Annotated in this window: 18 protein-coding genes and 1 other RNA gene; 13 read left to right on the top strand and 6 right to left on the bottom strand. The window is 73.4% G+C overall.

Features of this window, described 5'->3' with window-relative positions; genetic code table 11:
- The first annotated feature begins 62 nt into the window (after nt 1-62).
- From ffs to ACW69E_RS02950, 5 genes are all read left to right on the top strand, one after another.
- Nucleotides 63-159: signal recognition particle sRNA small type (ffs, locus tag ACW69E_RS02930), an RNA gene on the top strand.
- A gap of 77 nt (nt 160-236) precedes the next feature.
- The gene (locus ACW69E_RS02935) at nt 237-2,564 is read left to right on the top strand and encodes a DNA polymerase III subunit gamma and tau (RefSeq protein ID WP_457496578.1); all 2,328 of its coding nucleotides are present in this window, start codon (nt 237-239) and stop codon (nt 2,562-2,564) included.
- 196 nt (nt 2,565-2,760) lie between these two features.
- Entirely contained in the window at nt 2,761-3,096 is a 336-nt protein-coding gene (locus tag ACW69E_RS02940) for a YbaB/EbfC family nucleoid-associated protein (RefSeq protein WP_093851813.1), read from the top strand.
- 125 nt (nt 3,097-3,221) lie between these two features.
- On the top strand, nt 3,222-3,821 hold the full coding sequence (gene recR / locus ACW69E_RS02945; RefSeq protein WP_457496579.1) for a recombination mediator RecR: 600 nt from the start codon (nt 3,222-3,224) through the stop codon (nt 3,819-3,821).
- A 4-nt stretch (nt 3,822-3,825) separates the two neighbouring features.
- Entirely contained in the window at nt 3,826-4,515 is a 690-nt protein-coding gene (locus ACW69E_RS02950; protein ID WP_457496734.1) for a DUF5063 domain-containing protein, read from the top strand.
- 110 nt (nt 4,516-4,625) lie between these two features.
- On the opposite strand, the gene ACW69E_RS02955 is transcribed toward ACW69E_RS02950, so the two are convergent.
- The 4 genes from ACW69E_RS02955 to ACW69E_RS02970 form a co-directional block, all read right to left on the bottom strand.
- On the bottom strand, nt 4,626-7,736 hold the full coding sequence (locus ACW69E_RS02955; RefSeq protein WP_457496580.1) for an FG-GAP repeat domain-containing protein: 3,111 nt from the start codon (nt 7,734-7,736) through the stop codon (nt 4,626-4,628).
- 245 nt (nt 7,737-7,981) lie between these two features.
- Complete coding sequence (locus tag ACW69E_RS02960; protein ID WP_457496581.1) at nt 7,982-8,215, bottom strand: DUF7848 domain-containing protein; 234 nt, start codon at nt 8,213-8,215, stop codon at nt 7,982-7,984.
- Nucleotides 8,212-8,427, bottom strand: a complete 216-nt coding sequence (locus tag ACW69E_RS02965; protein ID WP_457496746.1) for a hypothetical protein — start codon at nt 8,425-8,427, stop codon at nt 8,212-8,214. Before ACW69E_RS02965 ends, ACW69E_RS02960 begins: the two co-directional genes overlap by 4 nt.
- Nucleotides 8,424-8,669: a hypothetical protein gene (locus ACW69E_RS02970; protein ID WP_457496582.1), complete on the bottom strand. Its 246-nt coding sequence runs from the start codon at nt 8,667-8,669 to the stop codon at nt 8,424-8,426. Before ACW69E_RS02970 ends, ACW69E_RS02965 begins: the two co-directional genes overlap by 4 nt.
- Nucleotides 8,670-8,793: 124 nt before the next feature.
- On the opposite strand from ACW69E_RS02970, the gene ACW69E_RS02975 reads away from it, so the two are divergent.
- The 5 genes from ACW69E_RS02975 to ACW69E_RS02995 all read left to right on the top strand — a co-directional run bounded on the left by ACW69E_RS02975 (nt 8,794) and on the right by ACW69E_RS02995 (nt 12,773).
- On the top strand, nt 8,794-8,976 hold the full coding sequence (locus ACW69E_RS02975; RefSeq protein ID WP_457496583.1) for a DUF397 domain-containing protein: 183 nt from the start codon (nt 8,794-8,796) through the stop codon (nt 8,974-8,976).
- A 183-nt stretch (nt 8,977-9,159) separates the two neighbouring features.
- The gene (locus tag ACW69E_RS02980; RefSeq protein ID WP_457496584.1) at nt 9,160-9,546 is read left to right on the top strand and encodes a YciI family protein; all 387 of its coding nucleotides are present in this window, start codon (nt 9,160-9,162) and stop codon (nt 9,544-9,546) included.
- Nucleotides 9,547-9,667: 121 nt separating this feature from the next.
- Nucleotides 9,668-10,867, top strand: coding sequence for an RNA polymerase sigma factor (locus ACW69E_RS02985; RefSeq protein WP_457496735.1), 1,200 nt, complete (start codon nt 9,668-9,670; stop codon nt 10,865-10,867).
- A 380-nt stretch (nt 10,868-11,247) separates the two neighbouring features.
- A complete protein-coding gene (locus ACW69E_RS02990; protein ID WP_457496585.1) occupies nt 11,248-12,141 on the top strand; it encodes a hypothetical protein in 894 nt (297 codons plus the stop codon).
- Between the two features lie 56 nt (nt 12,142-12,197).
- The gene (locus ACW69E_RS02995) at nt 12,198-12,773 is read left to right on the top strand and encodes a Uma2 family endonuclease (protein WP_457496736.1); all 576 of its coding nucleotides are present in this window, start codon (nt 12,198-12,200) and stop codon (nt 12,771-12,773) included.
- A gap of 25 nt (nt 12,774-12,798) precedes the next feature.
- On the opposite strand, the gene ACW69E_RS03000 is transcribed toward ACW69E_RS02995, so the two are convergent.
- Together ACW69E_RS03000 and ACW69E_RS03005 are read right to left on the bottom strand one after the other, a co-directional pair.
- Nucleotides 12,799-13,968, bottom strand: a complete 1,170-nt coding sequence (locus ACW69E_RS03000; RefSeq protein WP_457496586.1) for a zinc-dependent alcohol dehydrogenase — start codon at nt 13,966-13,968, stop codon at nt 12,799-12,801.
- Nucleotides 13,965-14,441 (bottom strand): hypothetical protein, encoded by a 477-nt coding sequence (locus tag ACW69E_RS03005; RefSeq protein WP_457496587.1) that lies wholly within the window; start codon nt 14,439-14,441, stop codon nt 13,965-13,967. The genes ACW69E_RS03000 and ACW69E_RS03005 overlap by 4 nt, the downstream gene beginning before the upstream one ends.
- A gap of 206 nt (nt 14,442-14,647) precedes the next feature.
- Here ACW69E_RS03005 and ACW69E_RS03010 point away from each other — a divergent pair, with 206 nt between their 5' ends.
- From ACW69E_RS03010 to ACW69E_RS03020, 3 genes are all read left to right on the top strand, one after another.
- Nucleotides 14,648-15,247, top strand: coding sequence for a Uma2 family endonuclease (locus ACW69E_RS03010; protein ID WP_457496588.1), 600 nt, complete (start codon nt 14,648-14,650; stop codon nt 15,245-15,247).
- A gap of 205 nt (nt 15,248-15,452) precedes the next feature.
- A complete protein-coding gene (locus tag ACW69E_RS03015; RefSeq protein WP_457496589.1) occupies nt 15,453-16,724 on the top strand; it encodes an aspartate kinase in 1,272 nt (423 codons plus the stop codon).
- Nucleotides 16,721-17,815: an aspartate-semialdehyde dehydrogenase gene (locus tag ACW69E_RS03020; protein WP_457496590.1), complete on the top strand. Its 1,095-nt coding sequence runs from the start codon at nt 16,721-16,723 to the stop codon at nt 17,813-17,815. Before ACW69E_RS03015 ends, ACW69E_RS03020 begins: the two co-directional genes overlap by 4 nt.
- Nucleotides 17,816-18,319 lie beyond the last annotated feature (504 nt).

The raw sequence follows: 18,319 nt of genomic DNA on the forward strand, positions 1-18,319 counted from the left end.
CCCCGGGGCCGTCCCCGTCCCCCTCCCGGGCCCGAGCACCCTCCGGTATCCGGTAGGCTTGGCGCAGCCCCTCACGTGGCGCTATCTCGCTGAACTCCCCCAGGGCCGGAAGGCAGCAAGGGTAGGTGAGCTCTGGCGGGTGCGTGGGGGGCGCCTGATTTTCCTCCCGCCGACAAGTGTGCCCCCCACTTCCACGGGAGGCACGGTTGTCGGCGGCGGCCTATATCGTCGGAGGCGTGTCGTCCCTCGCGCTGTACCGCCGCTACCGCCCCGAGGCCTTCTCCGAGGTCATCGGGCAGGAGCATGTCACCGACCCCCTCCAGCAGGCCCTCCGCAACAACCGGGTCAACCACGCGTACCTCTTCAGCGGGCCGCGCGGCTGCGGCAAGACGACCAGCGCCCGTATCCTCGCCCGCTGCCTGAACTGCGAGGAGGGTCCGACGCCGGATCCGTGCGGGGAGTGCCGTTCCTGCCGGGACCTGGCGCGCAACGGGCCCGGCTCGATCGACGTCATCGAGATCGACGCCGCGTCGCACGGAGGCGTGGACGACGCCCGCGAGCTGCGTGAGAAGGCGTTCTTCGGCCCGGCCTCCAGCCGGTACAAGATCTACATCATCGACGAGGCGCACATGGTCACCTCGGCGGGCTTCAACGCCCTGCTGAAGGTGGTCGAGGAGCCGCCGGAGCACCTGAAGTTCATCTTCGCGACGACCGAGCCGGAGAAGGTCATCGGCACGATCCGGTCGCGCACCCACCACTACCCGTTCCGCCTGGTGCCGCCGGGCACCCTGCGCGACTACCTCGCCGAGGTGTGCGAGCGCGAGGCCATCCCCGTCGAGGACGGGGTGCTTCCGCTGGTGGTGCGCGCCGGGGCCGGGTCCGTGCGTGACTCGATGTCGGTGATGGACCAGCTGCTGGCGGGCGCCGGCCCGGACGGCGTGACGTACGCCATGGCCACGGCGCTGCTGGGCTACACCGACGGCGCGCTGCTGGACTCGGTGGTGGACGCCTTCGCGGCCGGTGACGGCGCGGCGGCCTTCGAGGTGGTCGACCGGGTGATCGAGGGCGGGCACGACCCGCGGCGCTTCGTCGCCGACCTGCTGGAGCGGCTGCGCGATCTGGTGATCCTGGCCGCCGTGCCGGACGCCGGGGAGAAGGGCCTGATCGACGCCCCCGCCGACGTGGTGGAGAAGATGACGGCCCAGGCCTCGGTCTTCGGTCCGGCCGAGCTGAGCCGGGCGGCGGACATCGTCAACGAGGGCCTGACGGACATGCGCGGCGCGACCTCGCCGCGGCTGCAGCTGGAGCTGATCTGCGCCCGGGTGCTGCTGCCCGCGGCGTACAGCGACGAGCGGTCACTCCAGGCCCGTCTGGACCGTCTGGAGCGGGGCGCGAGCCTCGCGGGCGGCCCGGCGGCGGGTGCGGGGCCGATGGGCGCGGGTCTGGCGGGGGGAGCCCCCGTGGCGACGCCCCCGACGCCCCCCGCGCCGGGCGGCGGCCCGGCGGCGGCCCGTACGGCCCTGGCCGGTCAGCAGGACGCACCCGCGCCGCAGGCCCCGGCGCCCGCGCAGCCCGCTCCGCCCGTACAGCCCGCTCCGCCCGCCCAGCCCTCCGCGCCCGTGGGGCGGTCGGACAACGGGCCCGCACCGGACGCCGGCCCCCGGCCCGGCGCCTGGCCGGGGGCGGCACCGGACGGCGGCGGCCAGGCGGAGCCGCAGGCCCGCCCCGGGGCGTGGCCCGGGCAGCAACAGGCGCAGCAGCCCGACCGGCCGCAGGACGACGGCCGGCGCCCCGGCGCCTGGCCCACTCCGGCGTCCGCCCCCGCGCGGACCCAGTCCCCGGCGGCCCCCGCGCCGCAGCCGCAGTCCCCTGCTCCCCCGGCCCCCGCCTCCCCGGTCCAGGCCCCCGCGCCGCCCCAGGGCGGCGCCGACGCCGGGCAGGGGGCCGCGCAGGTGCGGCAGATGTGGCCCGACGTCCTGGAGGCCGTCAAGGGCCGCCGCCGGTTCACCTGGATCCTGCTCAGCCAGAACGCGCACGTCGCCGGATTCGACGGGACGACGCTCCGGCTCGGCTTCTCCAACCAGGGGGCCCGCGACAGCTTCGCCAACGGCGGCAGCGAGGAGGTGCTGCGCGCGGCGCTGGCCGACGCGTTCGGTGTGCAGTGGCGGATCGAGTCCGTCGTCGATCCCTCCGGTGGCTCCGCGCCGCCGCAGGGGCAGGCCCCGTACTCCCCCGGGGGCGCGGGAGGCTTCCGCCCCGCCGCGGCCGCGGCGCCCTCCGCCCCGGCCGCGCAGCCTCCGTCCTCCGCGCCGTACGGACAGCAGCAGCCGGCGCCGGCCCGGCCGCAGCCCCAGCAGTCGCAGCCGCAGTCCTCCCGGCCGCAGGCACCCCAGGCGCCCGCGCCGCGCGGCGACGCCGAGCCGCCGCCCCCGCCGCCCGTGGCGCCGGAGGACGACATGCCCGCCGAGGACGACCCGGATCTGGACGAGACCGCCCTGTCCGGCCACGACCTGATCGTGCGCGAGCTGGGTGCGACGGTGCTGGAGGAGCTCTACCACGAGTGACGCCCGCCCGCCCGTGCGCCCGCCCGTCCGGTGCGTACGCGTGTCCGCCGGGGACGGAAACGGTCCCGGCCCGGCGAGGCCAAGAGGCAGGGGAAACGCGTACGCTCAGGGGTATACGGAGTACAAGGCGGGCGCGTACGCGACGAGCACGTGTACGCACACGCACACGTCGTCGAGCGAGCCAGGAGCGAATCCCGTGATCCCCGGTGGTGGCCAGCCCAACATGCAGCAGTTGCTTCAGCAGGCCCAGAAGATGCAGCAGGACCTCGCCGCCGCCCAGCAGGAGCTGGCCGACACCGACGTCGAGGGATCGGCGGGAGGCGGCCTGGTGAAGGCCACGGTCTCCGGTTCCGGTGAGCTCAAGGGCCTGGTGATCGACCCCAAGGCGGTGGACCCGGAGGACACCGAGACCCTCGCCGACCTGGTCCTGGCTGCCGTCCGCGACGCGAACGCCGCCGCGCAGGAGCTCCAGCAGCAGAAGCTCGGCCCCCTCGCCCAGGGGCTGGGCGGCATGCCGGGCCTGCCTTTCTGAGAAAGGCCGGGCACGGACCGCGCGCCGGGTGCATGGTGCACCGGAAAGCGGAAATGAGCGTACGGTCGGCGCGGGGACCGTACGGGAGCGACAAGGGCAGAGCGGGAAGAGTGGAGTAGGCGGCCGTGTACGAAGGCGTGGTTCAGGACCTCATCGACGAGTTGGGCAGGCTGCCCGGCGTCGGTCCCAAGAGCGCGCAGCGGATCGCCTTCCACATCCTGCAGGCCGAGCCGGCGGACGTCCGCCGGCTCGCCCACGCGCTGACCGAGGTGAAGGAGAAAGTCCGGTTCTGCGAGGTCTGCGGCAACGTCGCGGAGGCCGAGCGGTGCAGGGTCTGTCTGGACCCGCGCCGCGATCCGTCGGTCATCTGCGTCGTGGAGGAGCCCAAGGACGTCGTGGCCATCGAGCGGACGCGCGAGTTCCGGGGGCGCTACCACGTCCTCGGCGGTGCGATCAGCCCGATCGAGGGCGTGGGCCCGGACGATCTGCGGATCAGGGAACTGCTGGCCAGGCTCGCCGACGGCACCGTCACCGAGCTGATCCTGGCCACCGACCCGAACCTCGAAGGGGAGGCCACGGCCACCTACCTCGCGCGCATGGTGTCCTCCATGGGCCTGCGCGTGACCAGGCTGGCCAGCGGTCTCCCCGTCGGAGGAGACCTGGAGTACGCCGACGAGGTCACGCTGGGACGTGCCTTCGAGGGGAGAAGACTGCTCGATGTCTGAAGCCATGCCCGAGAACCGCGGCCAGGACCGCAACCAGGACCTCGGCCGGGACCGCGGCCAGGACCGCAGCCCGGACGACTTCGCGGTGCAGATCGCGGATCAGGTCGAGAGCTTCCTCGTGGCGGTCACCGAGGTGGCCAAGGGGGACGAGCCGGACAGCGCCGTCCCGTACCTGCTGCTGGAGGTGTCCCAGCTGATGCTCGCGGGCGGTCGCCTCGGCGCCCACGAGGACATCGTCCCGGAGGAGCGGTACGAGCCGGACACCGGCCCGGAGCCGGACGTCGACGAGTTGCGCATGCGGCTCGCCCGGCTGCTGGACCCGGTGGACGTCTACTCGGAGGTCTTCGACCCGTACGCGCGCAGCGCTCCGGTCGCCTGCCGCATCTCCGACGACATCGCCGACGTGGTCACCGACCTGCGCCACGGCATGGCCCACTACCGGGCCGGGCGGATCAGCGAGGCGCTGTGGTGGTGGCAGTTCTCCTACCTGTCCAACTGGGGTCCCACCGCCTCCGCGTCCCTGCGTGCCCTGCAGTCGCTGGTGGCCCACGTCCGCCTCGACACCCCCCTCGACGAGCTGGAGGGCCTGGACACGGACACCGACGCCGACGACCTCCAGCTGGAGCGGGAGGCCGGCGCGGTGATGGCGGCGGAGATCGCCGCCCCGCTGGGCATCAAGCCGGCGCGCGACTGATCCGGGCCCGACGGCCTCGTACAGAAACCGGTCCCGGGGTGTCCTCCGGTGGCCACCGCGGCGGCGGCCGTGGTGGTTCCGCGCGGCAGGGGCCCCGGGGCCGGCAGCGGTCAGAACAGGCCCTTGTAACCGCCCCAGCCGGTGCCGATCTGCTGGCGTCCGCGGAAGGTGCCGTCGCCCTTGCCGTGGTTGCGGTAGAGCACGCCGTCGGTGTTCCGCACGACGATGTCGGCGTGGCCGTCGCCGGTGATGTCGCCGACGCCGACCACAGTGTCGTAGGACAGCCCCCACTTCGCGGAGAGCTGGACGCGGCTCTTCAGCAGGCCGGTGCCGGTGCCGTCGTAGCGGAAGAGGGCGCCGTCCTTGCGGTGGGCCAGCAGATCGCCGTGGCCGTCGCCGTTCAGGTCGCCGACGCCGACGATCTTCGTGTACGTCCACCCCGAGCGGATCTTCCTGCCCGCCGCCAGCGTCCCGTCGGCCTTGGCGGCGAACAGGTGGATGTCACCGGTGGAGGTCCGGCGCGCCAGCAGGTCGGCGCGCCCGTCGCCGGTCAGGTCGCCGGGCGAGGTCAGCATGTCGTAGGCACCCCAGCCGGTGCCCAGGGCGGTGTAGGGGGTGTCGGGGGCGACCGCCTCCCCGCACTCGGGCCGGTAGCCGCGCAGTTCCCCGTCCGGCATCCGCACCAGCAGGTCGTTGCAGCGGTCGCCGTCGAGGTCGCCGAAGGAGACCGGGGTGATCCGGTTGGACCAGCCGTAGGCGCCGTTCTTGCCGGAGAAGCCGCCCGATCCGTCGCCGTGCTGGAAGGTCAGCCAGCCGCCCGAGCTGACGGTCACCAGATCGCCCACCCCGTCCGGCTGCTTGGGCCCGGCGTGGTCGTGGCGTATCTTGCCGGCGCCGCGCAGCACGGTCGTGCCGCCGTAGGTCAGGGCGGGGCCGTGGCCGTCGGCCGGGGTGACCGCCAGCGTCCAGTCGTACCGGCCGTCGGGCAGGAACACGTCCTGGGAGCCGCCCGGGTGGAGGCCGCGCCAGCCCACCTCCAGCCGGCCGCGGATCGCGCTGCCGGTGGACGTGCCCACCGTCCGGCCGGTCACCGCGTCCCGCACGGTCAGCGTCCAGCCGGCGGCCGGCTTGGACAGCAGCACCGTGGTCAGCGGGGTGGGAGCGGCCTCGGCGGTGGCCGCCCACACCTCGGGGGACTTCCTCGGCGCGCCGACGGCGGTCAGCGCGCCGGTGGGCGCGCCGGAGGGCACCAGGTGGACGCGCTCCCGGTCGTCCACCCAGGCGGCGTGGCCGCCGAACTCGTCCACCGTCCAGCGCACATGGCGCTGCGAGCGCCCGGTGTCGGGCAGGTGGCCGATGACCCGGCCGGTGGCCGCTGTGCCGGTCACGGTGGTCAGCGTCAGGTCGCCGGACGCGCGGTCGTGGGTGACGACGTAGCCGTCGCCCAGCAGCGCCTCACCGGCCGGCACGACCACCGTCGTCCCCGCCGCGCGGTCGTGGACCACCGACGGCGCGGTGCCGGAGCAGTCGACGTACAGCCACCGGCCCACGGCCTGTAGCTCCTCCGGAGCGCAGTGGGCCCCGGTGTCCACGGTCGCGGCCGTCCTCCTCGCGGCCAGGTCGTAGCCGGTGACGGTGCCCGGCTCAGCGCCCGGGGTCCACAGCACATCGCCCCACACCGCCGCCGGGCCCGGATCGCGGGTGAGTGCGGGGGGCCCGTGGTGTCCGATCCTGAGCACGGTCTGCCGTCCGGGCGCGGTGTGGACGAGGTAGTGGCCGGACACGTCCGTGATCCGCCCGCCGGAGGGGACGCGCTGTTCGGAGTAGTCGTTGTGGACGGACGGCCAGCCGCTGTTGGTGCGGAGGGTGTCGGTGTCCTCGTCGGCCCGGAGCAGCCAGGCGATCCGTCCGTCCGCGGGGCTCAGGATCCGCTCGCAGCCGATCTCCTGTGTGGGGCAGACGGGGATGAACGAGCCGTCGCCGAGGAACCGGGTGCGCTCTCCCGCCTCGGGGGCGCCGGTCGTGGGCAGCGTACGCGCCCAGCTCTGCCGCCGGTTGTGGCCCGCGGCGCTGTCGGCGACGACCAGGCGGCCGTGGGACAGCGTCAGCCCCTGGACGTCCAGGGGCGGGCGGGGCAGCGGTTTGAACACGGTGGCGGAGGGCCGGCCGCCGCCGTCCGCGGCCAGGCGCTGCAGGGCCCACTCGCCCGTGGTGTCCCGGGCGACGACGACGGCGGTCCCGCCGGGGCCTGCGGAGACCCGGGGGCGTGCCTGCTCCAGGAGCGTGACCGGCTCGCCTCCCGCCATGGGCGCGGCCTTGACCACCACGAGGTTCGGCCCCGCGCTCTGTGTGTAGACCAGCCAGTCGCCCGCCGCGGCCAGGTCGAGCGACGGCTGGACGTCCCCACCCTCGATCAGGGTCTCGGCCGGGGCGGCGGCCGGGGCGGTGCGGGCGACCGACAGGACGGCCGGAACGGAGGTGCTGTACATCACGAGGCGGTCCTCGGTGAGGGCCGCGTAGTGGTAGCCGCCGGGCAGCGGTGCGGTCCAGTCCTCGACCCGGCCGGTCACGCGGTCGGCGAGGACCATCCGCCGCTGCCCGTCGATCTGCGCGCTGAACACCAGCGTTCGCTCGTCGGCCGCCAGCGGGTTGCCGACGAGGGAACCCGCGGGCAGGCCGGTGATGGCCACGTTCCGCGTGGTGCCGTCGGGTTCTGCCGTCAGCAGGTGCATCACGCGGACGTCCGTGCCGTCCTCGGCCGTGACCGTGTGGCGGGTGACGACCGTGCTTCCGAGGGTCCGGTAGTAGGAGTGCCCCTCGGGTATCCGCACGGTGCGGGTGCTCTGCCCGGCCGCGTCCCACAGGACGATCTGGTCGCCCAGCCGGTAGGCGAGGGTGTCGCCGCCGGTCGCCCGAGCGTCGGCGGTGTCCCCCTCCGGTGCGGACACGGGTAAGGTCCTGCCGTCGGAATAGCGGGTCCACACCAGGCCGGAGTGGCCTTCCAGGCGGTGGAAGGCGCCCAGAGCGCCGGCGCCGTCCAGGTCCGACGGGCTGCTCGCCGGGAACAGCGACACGGACAGGTCCGCGGAGCGCTGCGTGGCCGGGACCACCGTCTCCTGCGGGGCGTCCGCCGCCGCCGGTGCCGGGGCGAGGGCGAGCAGACCGGTCGCCAGCGAGAGCGCGGTGGCCGTCGCCAGGGCGAGACGGGCGTGCTGCTGCATACGGGAACACTCCTGCTGCCTGCGGGGGCGTGGTGCGGCCCGATCGATAGGGGGGCTTTCCGCCCGGATTCCCTGCTCTGAAAGGCATTTGACGCAGGGATTGCCGGACGTGCGGCCATTGGGAGACCAACGAAGGGGTCTGAGGGTTGTACGGGAGTGCCGCAGGGGCGCACCGCGCCGGCGGTGCGCCGTGTGCTGACACGCCGTCGCACCGCCTTTCCGCCTTTCCACAGGCAGGGCGGGCGTCAGCGCATCCAGGCCCGCCAGGGGCGGTGGACGATCTCGCGGTAGGTGTGGTGGGAGGGGTTGCGGCCCGCGTGGACGAGCGCCCAGCGCTGAGCGTCCTGGTAGTCGACGCCCGCCCCCGACCGCCGCCCGCACACCGCGCACTCCATCGCGTACGTGACGGGCTCGGCGTCGGGCTCGCGGTCGGGCTCCAGCGTCCAGCTCGCGAAACGGATCACACTGCGCGCGCTCACGGCAGCCTCCTGGTGCGGTCGCGGTTGATCTCGGTCACCCGGGCGCGCAGCTCTTCGCACGTCCCGGCCGGCCGCAGCGCGTCGGCCGGGCAGTCCCACTCCAGCCCTCCGCCGGGCGGCCGCAGCTGCACCAGCCCGCCCACCGTCCCCATCACCTGCCCCACCCGGTCGCTGCGGTTGTCCACGACGTACGAGCCGACGACGGGGTTCACCTCTCCTCACCCTCCGTGACCGACCGCACGAGCGCGGCGGCCAGCCGCCGCGCCGTGGCGGGGGTGCAGCGGCCCAGCTCCACCAGCGGCGGATCGGCCGTCTCGCCCGCGTACGAGACGAGGTCCACGCGCAGCGAGGGGAGCGTGACACCCGCACCGAGCAGCGCCTTCCGCAGCTCCTCCACCGCCTCCTCCGCGACGCCGAGCCGTTCACGATCGGGCTGCCGTCCTGTCACGACCACGCCTGGCCTCCTGTGCATGCCGAGAGTTTCCGAATGGATACCCACAGTGGCGGCCGAAAGCTACGCTCGCCAGAGTTAGACCGATGCGGTGAACCTTGTTGGGGGAGTGACGCCATGGCCGTCGGTGGCAGCGGACCGGGCCGTCCAGGGCGGCCGAAGATCGGACAACAACTGTGTTGAGGTCGCCGACGACCTCCCCGGCCTGATACCCGTGCGCGACTCCAAGCGGCCGTCCGGCCCGGTGGTGGTGTTCTCCGCCGAGGGCTGGGGGCCGTTCGTGGCGGCCGTCCGGGGCGGCCGGCTCTGAGCCGGAGCCTCGCCGGGACCGGGTCGGGACCGGGTCGGGACCGGGCCGGGACGGGAGCGGGCCGGAAAAAATTCCTGGGAAAAATCCGGGGAGCTGTCGATCCGGTCGTCTTCCGATCGACGCATGGGTGAGAGGCGGGAAGAGAGCCCGCCTCCGCCACCCGAACCGAGCAGAGGAGCCACCATGCCGCGCTTCATTTCGCTGATCCAGGTCGATGAGCAGAGCATCGCCACCCAGGCACCCGACCCCGACTTCGAGAAGCGCATGGGCGCGCTGTTCGAGGAGATCACCAAGGCCGGGGTCATGCTGGACACGGCCGGGCTCGCCCCGACCTCCCAGGCCACCCGGCTCCACTGGTCGGGCGGGAGGATCAGCCAGACCGACGGCCCCTTCACCGAGACCAAGGAGGTCGTCGGCGGCTACGCGCTCCTCCAGGTCAAGGACAGGGCCGAGGCCCTGGAGTGGGCCAGGCGGTTCCTGGAGGTCCACCCGGAGCACTGGAACGTCACCGCCGAGGTCCGCGAGATCCAGGAGGGTCCGTCCGACCCGTCCGAACTTCCTTGCCCCTGAGGCCGCGCGGCTGCTCTGATGGGTGGCCGTGACGGGAACGGACGAGATCGACACGACCGGTGCGGGCAGCGCGGCCGGCACTGGCAGCACCGGCGGTACGACGGCCGAGACGGTCGAGACGGTGTTCAGGATCGAGTCCGCGCGGATCATCGCCGCCGTGGCCCGCGTCGTGCGGGACGTCGGACTGGCGGAGGAGATCGCACAGGACGCCCTGGTGGCGGCGTTGGAGCAGTGGCCGGAGACAGGCGTACCGGAGCGGCCGGGCGCCTGGCTCACGGCCGTCGCCAAGCGGCGCGCGATCGACCTCGTGCGCCGCGGGGAGACGTACGCGCGCAAGCTGGCCGAGGTCGGGCGGACACTGGAGGACACCCCGCCGCCCGAGCCCGCCGATCCGGACGACATCGACGACGACCTGCTGCGGCTGGTCTTCACCGCCTGCCATCCCGTCCTCTCCACGGAGGCCCGCACCGCCCTCACCCTGCGGCTGCTGGGCGGGCTGACGACGCAGGAGGTCGCCCGCGCGTTCCTGACCTCGGAGGCGACCGTCGCCCAGCGGATCGTGCGGGCCAAGCGGAAGCTGGCGGCGGCCGGGGTGCCCTTCGAGGTGCCGTACGGCGAGGACCGGGCCGGGCGGCTGTCGTCCGTCCTGGAGGTCGTCTACCTGATCTTCAACGAGGGTTACTCGGCGACGGCCGGCGACGACCTGTGCCGCCCGGCGCTGTGCGAGGACGCGCTGCGCCTGGCGCGTGTCCTGGAGGGGCTGATGCCGGGTGAGCCCGAGGTGCACGGGCTGGCGGCGCTGCTGGAGCTCCAGGCGTCCCGCGTCCCGGCGCGCACCGGCCCCGGCGGCGAGCCGGTGCTGCTCGCCGACCAGAACCGCGCCAAGTGGAACCGCATGCTGATCCTGCGCGGCCTGGAGGCCCTGCGGCGCGCGGGGGAGGGCCCGTACGGCCCCTACTGCCTCCAGGCCGCGATCGCCGCCTGCCACGCGCGGGCGGTGCGGTACGAGGACACCGACTGGGCGGTGATCGCCGCGCTGTACGGGCGGCTGGCGGCGCTGACGCCCTCGCCGGTGGTGGAGCTGAACCGGGCGGTGGCCGTCTCCATGGCCGAGGGGCCCGAGGCCGGGCTGAGGCTGGTGGACGCCCTCACCGGCGAGCCCGCACTGCGCGGGTACCACCTGCTGCCCAGCGTCCGGGGCGATCTGCTGGAGCGCCTGGGGCGCGGGGAGGAGGCGCGCGCGGAGTTCGAACGCGCCGCGTCCCTGACGCAGAACGAGCGCGAGCGGGAACTGCTGCTGGGACGCGCCCGGCGCTCGTGACCCGAGACCCGGACACGGGTGCGTGCGCGGGAAGTCCGTTGGGGAGCGGGGATTTCACCAGGGGTGTTCGGGGCCGTTGCGGGGCCCGGGTCTCAAGTTCCGGGATTCGAGCGCTGCTTGTGAGGAATGGGCGGGTTGGTACAACCCGCCCACCCTCCCTGCGGCGCGCGTACAGCGCGCGTACAACAACCGTGCCTGCGGGGATGACCTGAGGTGACCGGGTCGCGACGATCGGTTGTGCCGGTGTAGCGTGCCGATCAAAGAACTCGACCCCCGGCGGTGCGCCAACACCGGTCGGGGGTCTGACCACCCAGATCGGTAAGGACGATCCTGTGGCTGCACAAGACCTTAGCGCCGGCGTGCCCGCGCACAAGCACCCCATGGCGTCACCGGGCTACGGAAAGCGCACCGCGCCCGGCCAACGACCGCGTACGGCGGCCGACTTCGCACACCTGCCCCGGCGCGAGGCGTCCGTCGCCGCCTACCTCGACCGGCTGCCCGACGGCGCCGACGTCTCCGTGAAGACCCTGGCCAGGGTGCTGCCGGACTACGGCCAGTGCGCGCTGGGCACGGTGCTGCGGCGGCTGTCGGAGGCCGGGCACCTGCGGCGCGGGCGCGAGCACATCACCGGCGGCGGCAGCCCGCGCTGGGTGACGCGCACGTACTTCTCGCGGACGGCGCGCGGCGACGCCTGGTGGGCGGCGTTCCTGGCGGGTGAGCACCCGCAGGACGAGCCCGCATCCGAACCTGTACCCGTACCCGCCGCCGGAACCGCACCCGCGCCCGAGCCCGTACGGCCGTCGCGTTCGCGGGCGTACGGCGTGCTGGCCGGGCTCGGCCGCGCCGAGCCGCGCATGACGCTCTCGGCCGCCGACTGCGCGGCCCTGGAGGAGCTGGCCGGGCAGTGGTTGGAGCGCGGGGCCGACGAGCGGCAGCTCACCGGCGCGCTGCTCGCCGGGCTGCCGAGGGAGGTCCACCACCCGGCCGCCCTCGCCCGCAGGCGTCTGACGGACAAGCTCCCGCCCGAGCCCGCAGCCGATTCGGCGCCCGCGCCCGGCCCCGCCTCCGGATCGCCGGGTCCGGGCGTGCTGCGGATGGCGGAGTGCACGGTGTGCGGCGTCCCGGGCCGCCCCGAGGCCCTTCCCGGCGGCCTGTGCCGCGACTGCCGAGGCCTGCCACCGGCCGGCCCGGCCGGTCCCCCGCCCGCCGAGGTCAGAGCGTACGTCGACCGCCTGCGCGCCGCCGCTCGCACATCTGAACGGAGTTGTACATGACTGCTCAGGTCGAGATGGCCGTCGCCGGGGCACCATGGAGTCGAGGAGGCGACGCCATGACCCCCAGGACCGCTGACCGGCCGCAGATGCTCGCCGAGGAGTTCGAGCAGATCGCCCGCACGGCGCCGGAGACCGTGCGGCTGGAGTTCATCAACGGAAAGCTAGAGGTCAAGCCGGTGCCGGATGGAGATCACGGGGCGATCGTCATGTGGCTTCTCAAACAGTGCATGCGGCAGCGTCCCGAGTTGGCCTTGTACCCGGAACAGGGAATCAAGGTTGAGAAGTACCGGGGCGGCCGTGCCCGCCCCGACGGCGCCCTCGTACCCGAGGACCATTTCGCGGGCCAGGGTGAGTGGGCCGAGCCCGACGGTGTGTTGATGACCGTCGAGGTCACGTCGTACGACCAGGACACGGGTCGGCGTGACCGGGTGGAGAAGCGAGACGCCTACGCGGCGGCGGGCATCCCCGTCCACCTCCTCGTCGACCGCGACGACCACAGCGTCACCGTGCACTCCGAGCCGGAGGGCGGCACGTACCGGAGCCGGACGACACGGCCGTACGGGGCCGTGGTGGAGATCCCCGACCCGGTCGGGATCACGCTGCGGACGGAGAAGCTCAAGGACTACGCCTGACGCGGTCGCCGGAGCGCCCGGCGGGCTACGGGTGGAAGACCGCGCGTACGCAGCCGTCCTTCTTGTGCTTGAACATGTCGTAGCCCTTGGCCGCCCGGTCCAGGGACATGGTGTGGGTGGCCAGGTGGGCGGTGCTGATCTCGCCGGCGGCGATGCGCTCCAGCAGCATCGGGATGTACCGCTGGCCGTGCATCTGCGCGCCGCGCAGCGTCAGCCCCTTGTTGACGACCATGCCGAGCGGGAACTTGTCGACCGCTCCGGCGAAGACGCCCAGCACGAAGACGGTGCCGCCCTTGCGGCAGGCGTGGATCGCCTGGCGCACGGCGGTGGGGCGGTCGGTCTGGAGGCGGAGCTGGTGCTTGGCCTGGTCGTACAGGTGGCCGGGACCGGTGCTGTGGGCCTCCATGCCGACGGCCTCGATGCACACGTCCGGGCCCCGGCCGCCGGTGCGCGTCCGCAGTTCGGCGGCGACGTCGGTGGAGGTGTAGTCGATGGTCTCGGCGCCGGTGTACGTCTCGGCCATCGCCAGCCGCTCGGGGTAGCGGTCGATGCAGATGACGCGTTCGGCGCCCTTGATGACGGAGGCGCGCGCCGCCATCTGGCCGACCGCGCCGCAGCCCCACACCGCCACCACGTCGCCGGGCCTCACCCCGCCGAGGTCGGCGCCCATCCAGCCGGTGGGCACGGCGTCGGAGGCGAACAGCGCGCTGAGGTCGTCGACGCCCTCGGGGACGGGGAAGGCGCCGTAGTCGGCGAAGGGGACGCGCACGTACTCGGCGTGGCTGCCGCGGATGCCGCCCATGGCGTGCGAGTAGCCGAAGATCCCGGCGGTCTCGTAGCCGAAGAGGGCCTGGCCGATGCCGGGGTTGGTGTTGGTGTTGTCGCACAGCGACCACATGTCGTTGCGGCAGTACCAGCAGCGCCCGCAGCCGATGAAGGAGCACACCACGACCCGGTCGCCGACCCGGTGGCGGCGCACCCCGGAGCCGGTCTCGACCACCTCGCCGACGAACTCGTGCCCGATCACGTCGCCGGGCCGCATGGCGGGGATGTAGCCGCCGATGATGTGCAGGTCCGAGCCGCAGGTGGTGCTCAGCAGCAGCCGCACGACGATGTCCTGGTCGTTGCGGATCTCCGGCTCGGGGATCTGCTCGACCGACAGCTTGTTGACGCCTTCCCAGCACAGAGCCCTCACAGCACTCCCTCCCCGCCCGCGCGCTTCGACGCCAGTCCGACGGCCCTGCCCCCGGCGGTGTCGCCGCGTCCGGTCGGCGGCGTGTCCGGCAGCATCACCTCGCCGGCCTCCAGCAGGGACTTGGCCTCGCGCAGCGCGCGCCGCACCTGCTGGCGGGGGTCCTTGCCCGCGAGCCGGGCCGGTGGTGTGGCGGAGGCGGGCGGCGCGGGTTCGCGCAGCCGGGCGGCCAGCTCGGTGCCGCGGTCGCCGGGGGCGGGCCGCACGGTGATCTCCAGCGCGTCGCCGAACTCGTCCAGCGGGTGTGGCGGGCCGCCGTGGGGCATCACGTCGGTCGGTGCGCGGTCGATGGTCACGACCAGCCAGCGGCGGCCGTTCTCCCGCGCCCTGCGCCGTGCGGACGCGGCCCCGCGCAGGGCCGCCGCGCCGGCCCCGGCGCCCGCGAGGACCAGCGCCGTGCGTGCCAGTCGGTTCATGGCCTTCCGCCTCCCGCTCCGTCTGCCGTGGTTGCCGTCCGTACCGTCGTTGCAGGGCTGTCCGGGGTACCCCCGGACGGCGGCGGCCATGCGCGGGGTGGGAGCGGGACGGGACAGGGCGGCCGGGCGGGCCGGTGTTCACCCGTACGGGCGATGGAACGGGGAAGCCGCTGGGTAGGCTGACGAAGTCGGCGAGGATACGGCTCATGGGAGCAGTGATGAGTGTCGAGCCCGAGTACGCGTGGCCGCGACCGCCGGCGGGCGGGTACACCGCCGAGGACCTGGACCGGATCCCCGATCTGCCCCCGCACACGGAGCTGATCGACGGGAGCCTCGTCTTCGTGAGTCCGCAGACCAAGTTCCACATGCGCGCGATGCGCCTGCTGGAGAACCGCCTTCTCCAGGCCGCCCCGCCCGAGCTGGAGGTCGTCCGCGAGATGACCGTCACTCTCGGGAAACGGGACCGTCCGGAACCGGACGTTCTGGTCGCACGCGCGGACGCCGACACCGGCCCGCGGCAGACCGGCTACCGCCCCGAGGACGTCGTGCTGGCCGTCGAGGTGGTGTCGGACGACTCCGAGGCGCGCGACCGCGAGACCAAGCCGCGCAAGTACGCCGCGGCCGGCATCCCGCACTTCTGGCGGGTGGAGGCGGGGAAGGACGGCTGGAGCCCCGTCGCGTACGTCTTCGAGCTGGAGCCCGCCACCCGCACCTACGCCGTGACCGGCATCCACCACGAGCGGCTGAAGACGGATGTCCCGTTTCCGGTGGATATCGACCTGACCGCGGTCGCGCGGCGGGTGTGAGGTGCGCAACGTTCCCGTGTGAAGAGGCCGCGGGCGGGCAGGGGTGCCCGCTGAGCCGGTGCGACGTGGCGCCGCGCCGCGCTGCTTGTGGGCGGTACATCTCACGATGTGGTAAAGGCGGGGTCGGAAAGGCCTGCTCGGTAAACTGAACCGACCGCTGGGCTCCTGTACGGGGGCCCCGGAAGACAGATTACGAGGAGCGCACGTGGGCCTTGTCGTGCAGAAGTACGGCGGCTCCTCCGTTGCCGATGCCGAGGGCATCAAGCGCGTTGCCAAGCGAATCATCGAAGCCAAGAAGAACGGCCACCAGGTGGTCGTCGTGGTTTCGGCGATGGGTGACACGACGGACGAGCTGATCGATCTCGCTGGAGAGGTGTCCCCGGTCACATCGGGGCGCGAGTTCGACATGCTGCTGACCGCCGGGGAGCGGATCTCCATGGCCCTGCTGGCGATGGCGATCAAATCCCTCGGCCACGAGGCGCAGTCGTTCACCGGTAGCCAGGCGGGCGTCATCACCGACTCCGTCCACAACAAGGCCCGCATCATCGACGTCACGCCGGGCCGCATCAAGACCGCGCTGGACGAGGGCAACATCGCCATCGTCGCCGGTTTCCAGGGCGTGTCCCAGGACAAGAAGGACATCACCACCCTGGGCCGGGGCGGCTCGGACACCACCGCGGTGGCGCTGGCCGCCGCGCTGGACGCCGAGGTCTGCGAGATCTACACCGACGTCGACGGCGTCTTCACCGCCGACCCGCGGGTCGTGAAGAAGGCCCGCAAGATCGACTGGATCTCGTTCGAGGACATGCTGGAGCTGGCCAGCTCCGGCTCCAAGGTGCTGCTGCACCGGTGCGTGGAGTACGCACGCCGTTACAACATCCCGATCCACGTCCGCTCCTCCTTCTCCGGGCTGCGGGGCACGTGGGTCAGCAACCAGCCGCAAGGGGACCAGCCGATGGAGCAGGCGCTCATCTCCGGTGTCGCACACGACACCTCCGAGGCGAAGATCACGGTCGTCGGAGTGCCGGACAAGCCGGGCGAGGCCGCGAAGATCTTCCGGGCCATCGCGGACGGCGAGCTGAACATCGACATGGTGGTGCAGAACGTCTCCGCCGCGTCCACCGGTCTGACCGACATCTCCTTCACCCTGCCCAAGACCGACGGCCGCCGGGCCATCGAGGCGCTGGAGCGGGCGAAGGCCTCCATCGGCTTCGACTCCCTGCGCTACGACGACCAGATCGCCAAGATCTCCCTGGTCGGCGCGGGTATGAAGACCAACCCGGGCGTCACCGCCACCTTCTTCGAGGCGCTGTCGGGCGCCGGGGTCAACATCGAGCTGATCTCGACCTCCGAGATCCGCATCTCGGTCGTCACCCGCAAGGACGACGTCAACGAGGCCGTCCGCGCGGTGCACACCGCGTTCGGCCTGGACAGCGAGAGCGACGAGGCGGTCGTCTACGGGGGCACCGGGCGATGACCCCCGCCGGGGGTTTCCCCCGAGCCCCGATCGGTCGCGCCGACCGGCCCACCCTGGCCGTGGTCGGCGCGACCGGGGCCGTCGGCACCGTGCTGCTGGGACTGCTGTCGGAGCGCGCGGACGTCTGGGGGGAGATCCGCCTGGTCGCCTCGGAGCGCTCGGCCGGCCGCAAGCTGGCGGTGCGCGGTGAGGAGATCGAGGTCCTCGCGCTGGGCGAGGAGGTCTTCGACGGTGTGGACGTCGCGATGTTCGACGTGCCCGCCGACGTCGCGGCCCACTGGGCACCGGTGGCGGCGGCCCGGGGCGCGGTGGTGGTGGACAACTCCGGCGTCTTCCGGGCTGATCCGGACGTACCGATGGTCGTCCCCGAGGTCAACGCCCACGCGGTGCGGGCCAGGCCCCGCGGCATCGTCGCCAACCCCGGCTGCGCCACCCTGACGGTGATCGTGGCGCTGGGCGCCCTGCACGCCGAGTGGGGACTGGAGGAGCTGGTCGTCTCCACCTACCAGGCCGTCTCCGAGTCCGGGCGGCGGGGCGTGGAGACCCTGCGCGCCCAGCTCGCGGCCGTGGCCGGCACCGAGCTGGGCGTCCACCCCGGCGACGTACGGCGCGCGGTGGGCGACACCGGCCCGTACGCGGCGCCGGTCGCGCTCAACGTGGTGCCCTTCTCCGGCTCGCCGGCCGAGGACGGCTGGACGAGCGAGGAGCTGGCGGTCCGCGAGGAGACCCGCAGGGTCCTGGGCCTGCCGGGGCTGCGCGCCACCGCCACCTGTGTGCGCGTACCCGTCCTCACCACCCACTCGGCGTCGGTGCACGCGCGCTTCGAGAACGAGGTCTCGGTGGGCGAGGCGCACGAGATCCTGGCGAACGCGCCGGGTGTGGTGGTGTGCGACGACCCCGCGACGGGCGAGTTCCCCACCCCCGCCGACGCGGTCGGCACCGATCCCGCCTGGGTGGGGCGGGTGCGGCGCTCGCCGGACGACCCGCGGGCGCTGGAGCTGTTCGTGTGCGGCGACAACCTCCGCAAGGGCGCCGCGCTCAACATGGCGCAGACCGGCGAACTGGTCGCGGCCGAGCGGGCCGGGGAATGACCGGAAATCGCCGTCGGTCCGCGGCCGATCCGCCGCGGACCTGACACGGCCCCGCCGCGGACCCGACATGCTCCCGGCGGGGTGGCGGCCCGGCGCCGCGCCGCCGAGGGCTTCCGGCGGGCGGCGGAACGCCCCGCCCCGGCGGTCCGGGCGCTGCGGAGGACGGGCCGTGGACCCTGGCGCCGGTGGCCGGATCCGGACAGGGCGGCACCGGTTGTGAAGGACTTGTAATGAAGTCATACCTGGTAACCGCTTGATCCAGACCAGCCTTCTGGAAGAGGATTTTCCTTCGCACGCCCGGAACCGCGATCCGGGCGCGGGCGTCTCCCGTTCCACTGCCGGAAGCCGAAGGCGCCTGTTCGGCGGCGGAGAGGAAGAGGTGGTACGCATGCGGTCGTCCGGCTCGCCGGAAAGAACGACGCTCCGCGCGTACAACCCTGACGGGGGGAAGCGTGTCCAACAGGCGTGGCAGAGGCACTCGGAATCGCAACGGCGCCCGTACGG

Source organism: Streptomyces sp. SS8 (genome assembly GCF_054072955.1).

Coding starts and splice junctions, on each gene's coding strand:
- ACW69E_RS02950 (WP_457496734.1), top strand. CDS start 3,826: ATGCCCGAGAACCGCGGCCAGGACCGCAACCAGGACCTCGGCCGGGAC.
- ACW69E_RS02955 (WP_457496580.1), bottom strand. CDS start 7,736: ATGCAGCAGCACGCCCGTCTCGCCCTGGCGACGGCCACCGCGCTCTCG.
- ACW69E_RS02980 (WP_457496584.1), top strand. CDS start 9,160: ATGCCGCGCTTCATTTCGCTGATCCAGGTCGATGAGCAGAGCATCGCC.
- ACW69E_RS02990 (WP_457496585.1), top strand. CDS start 11,248: ATGGCGTCACCGGGCTACGGAAAGCGCACCGCGCCCGGCCAACGACCG.
- ACW69E_RS02995 (WP_457496736.1), top strand. CDS start 12,198: ATGACCCCCAGGACCGCTGACCGGCCGCAGATGCTCGCCGAGGAGTTC.
- ACW69E_RS03005 (WP_457496587.1), bottom strand. CDS start 14,441: ATGAACCGACTGGCACGCACGGCGCTGGTCCTCGCGGGCGCCGGGGCC.
- ACW69E_RS03010 (WP_457496588.1), top strand. CDS start 14,648: ATGGGAGCAGTGATGAGTGTCGAGCCCGAGTACGCGTGGCCGCGACCG.
- ACW69E_RS03020 (WP_457496590.1), top strand. CDS start 16,721: ATGACCCCCGCCGGGGGTTTCCCCCGAGCCCCGATCGGTCGCGCCGAC.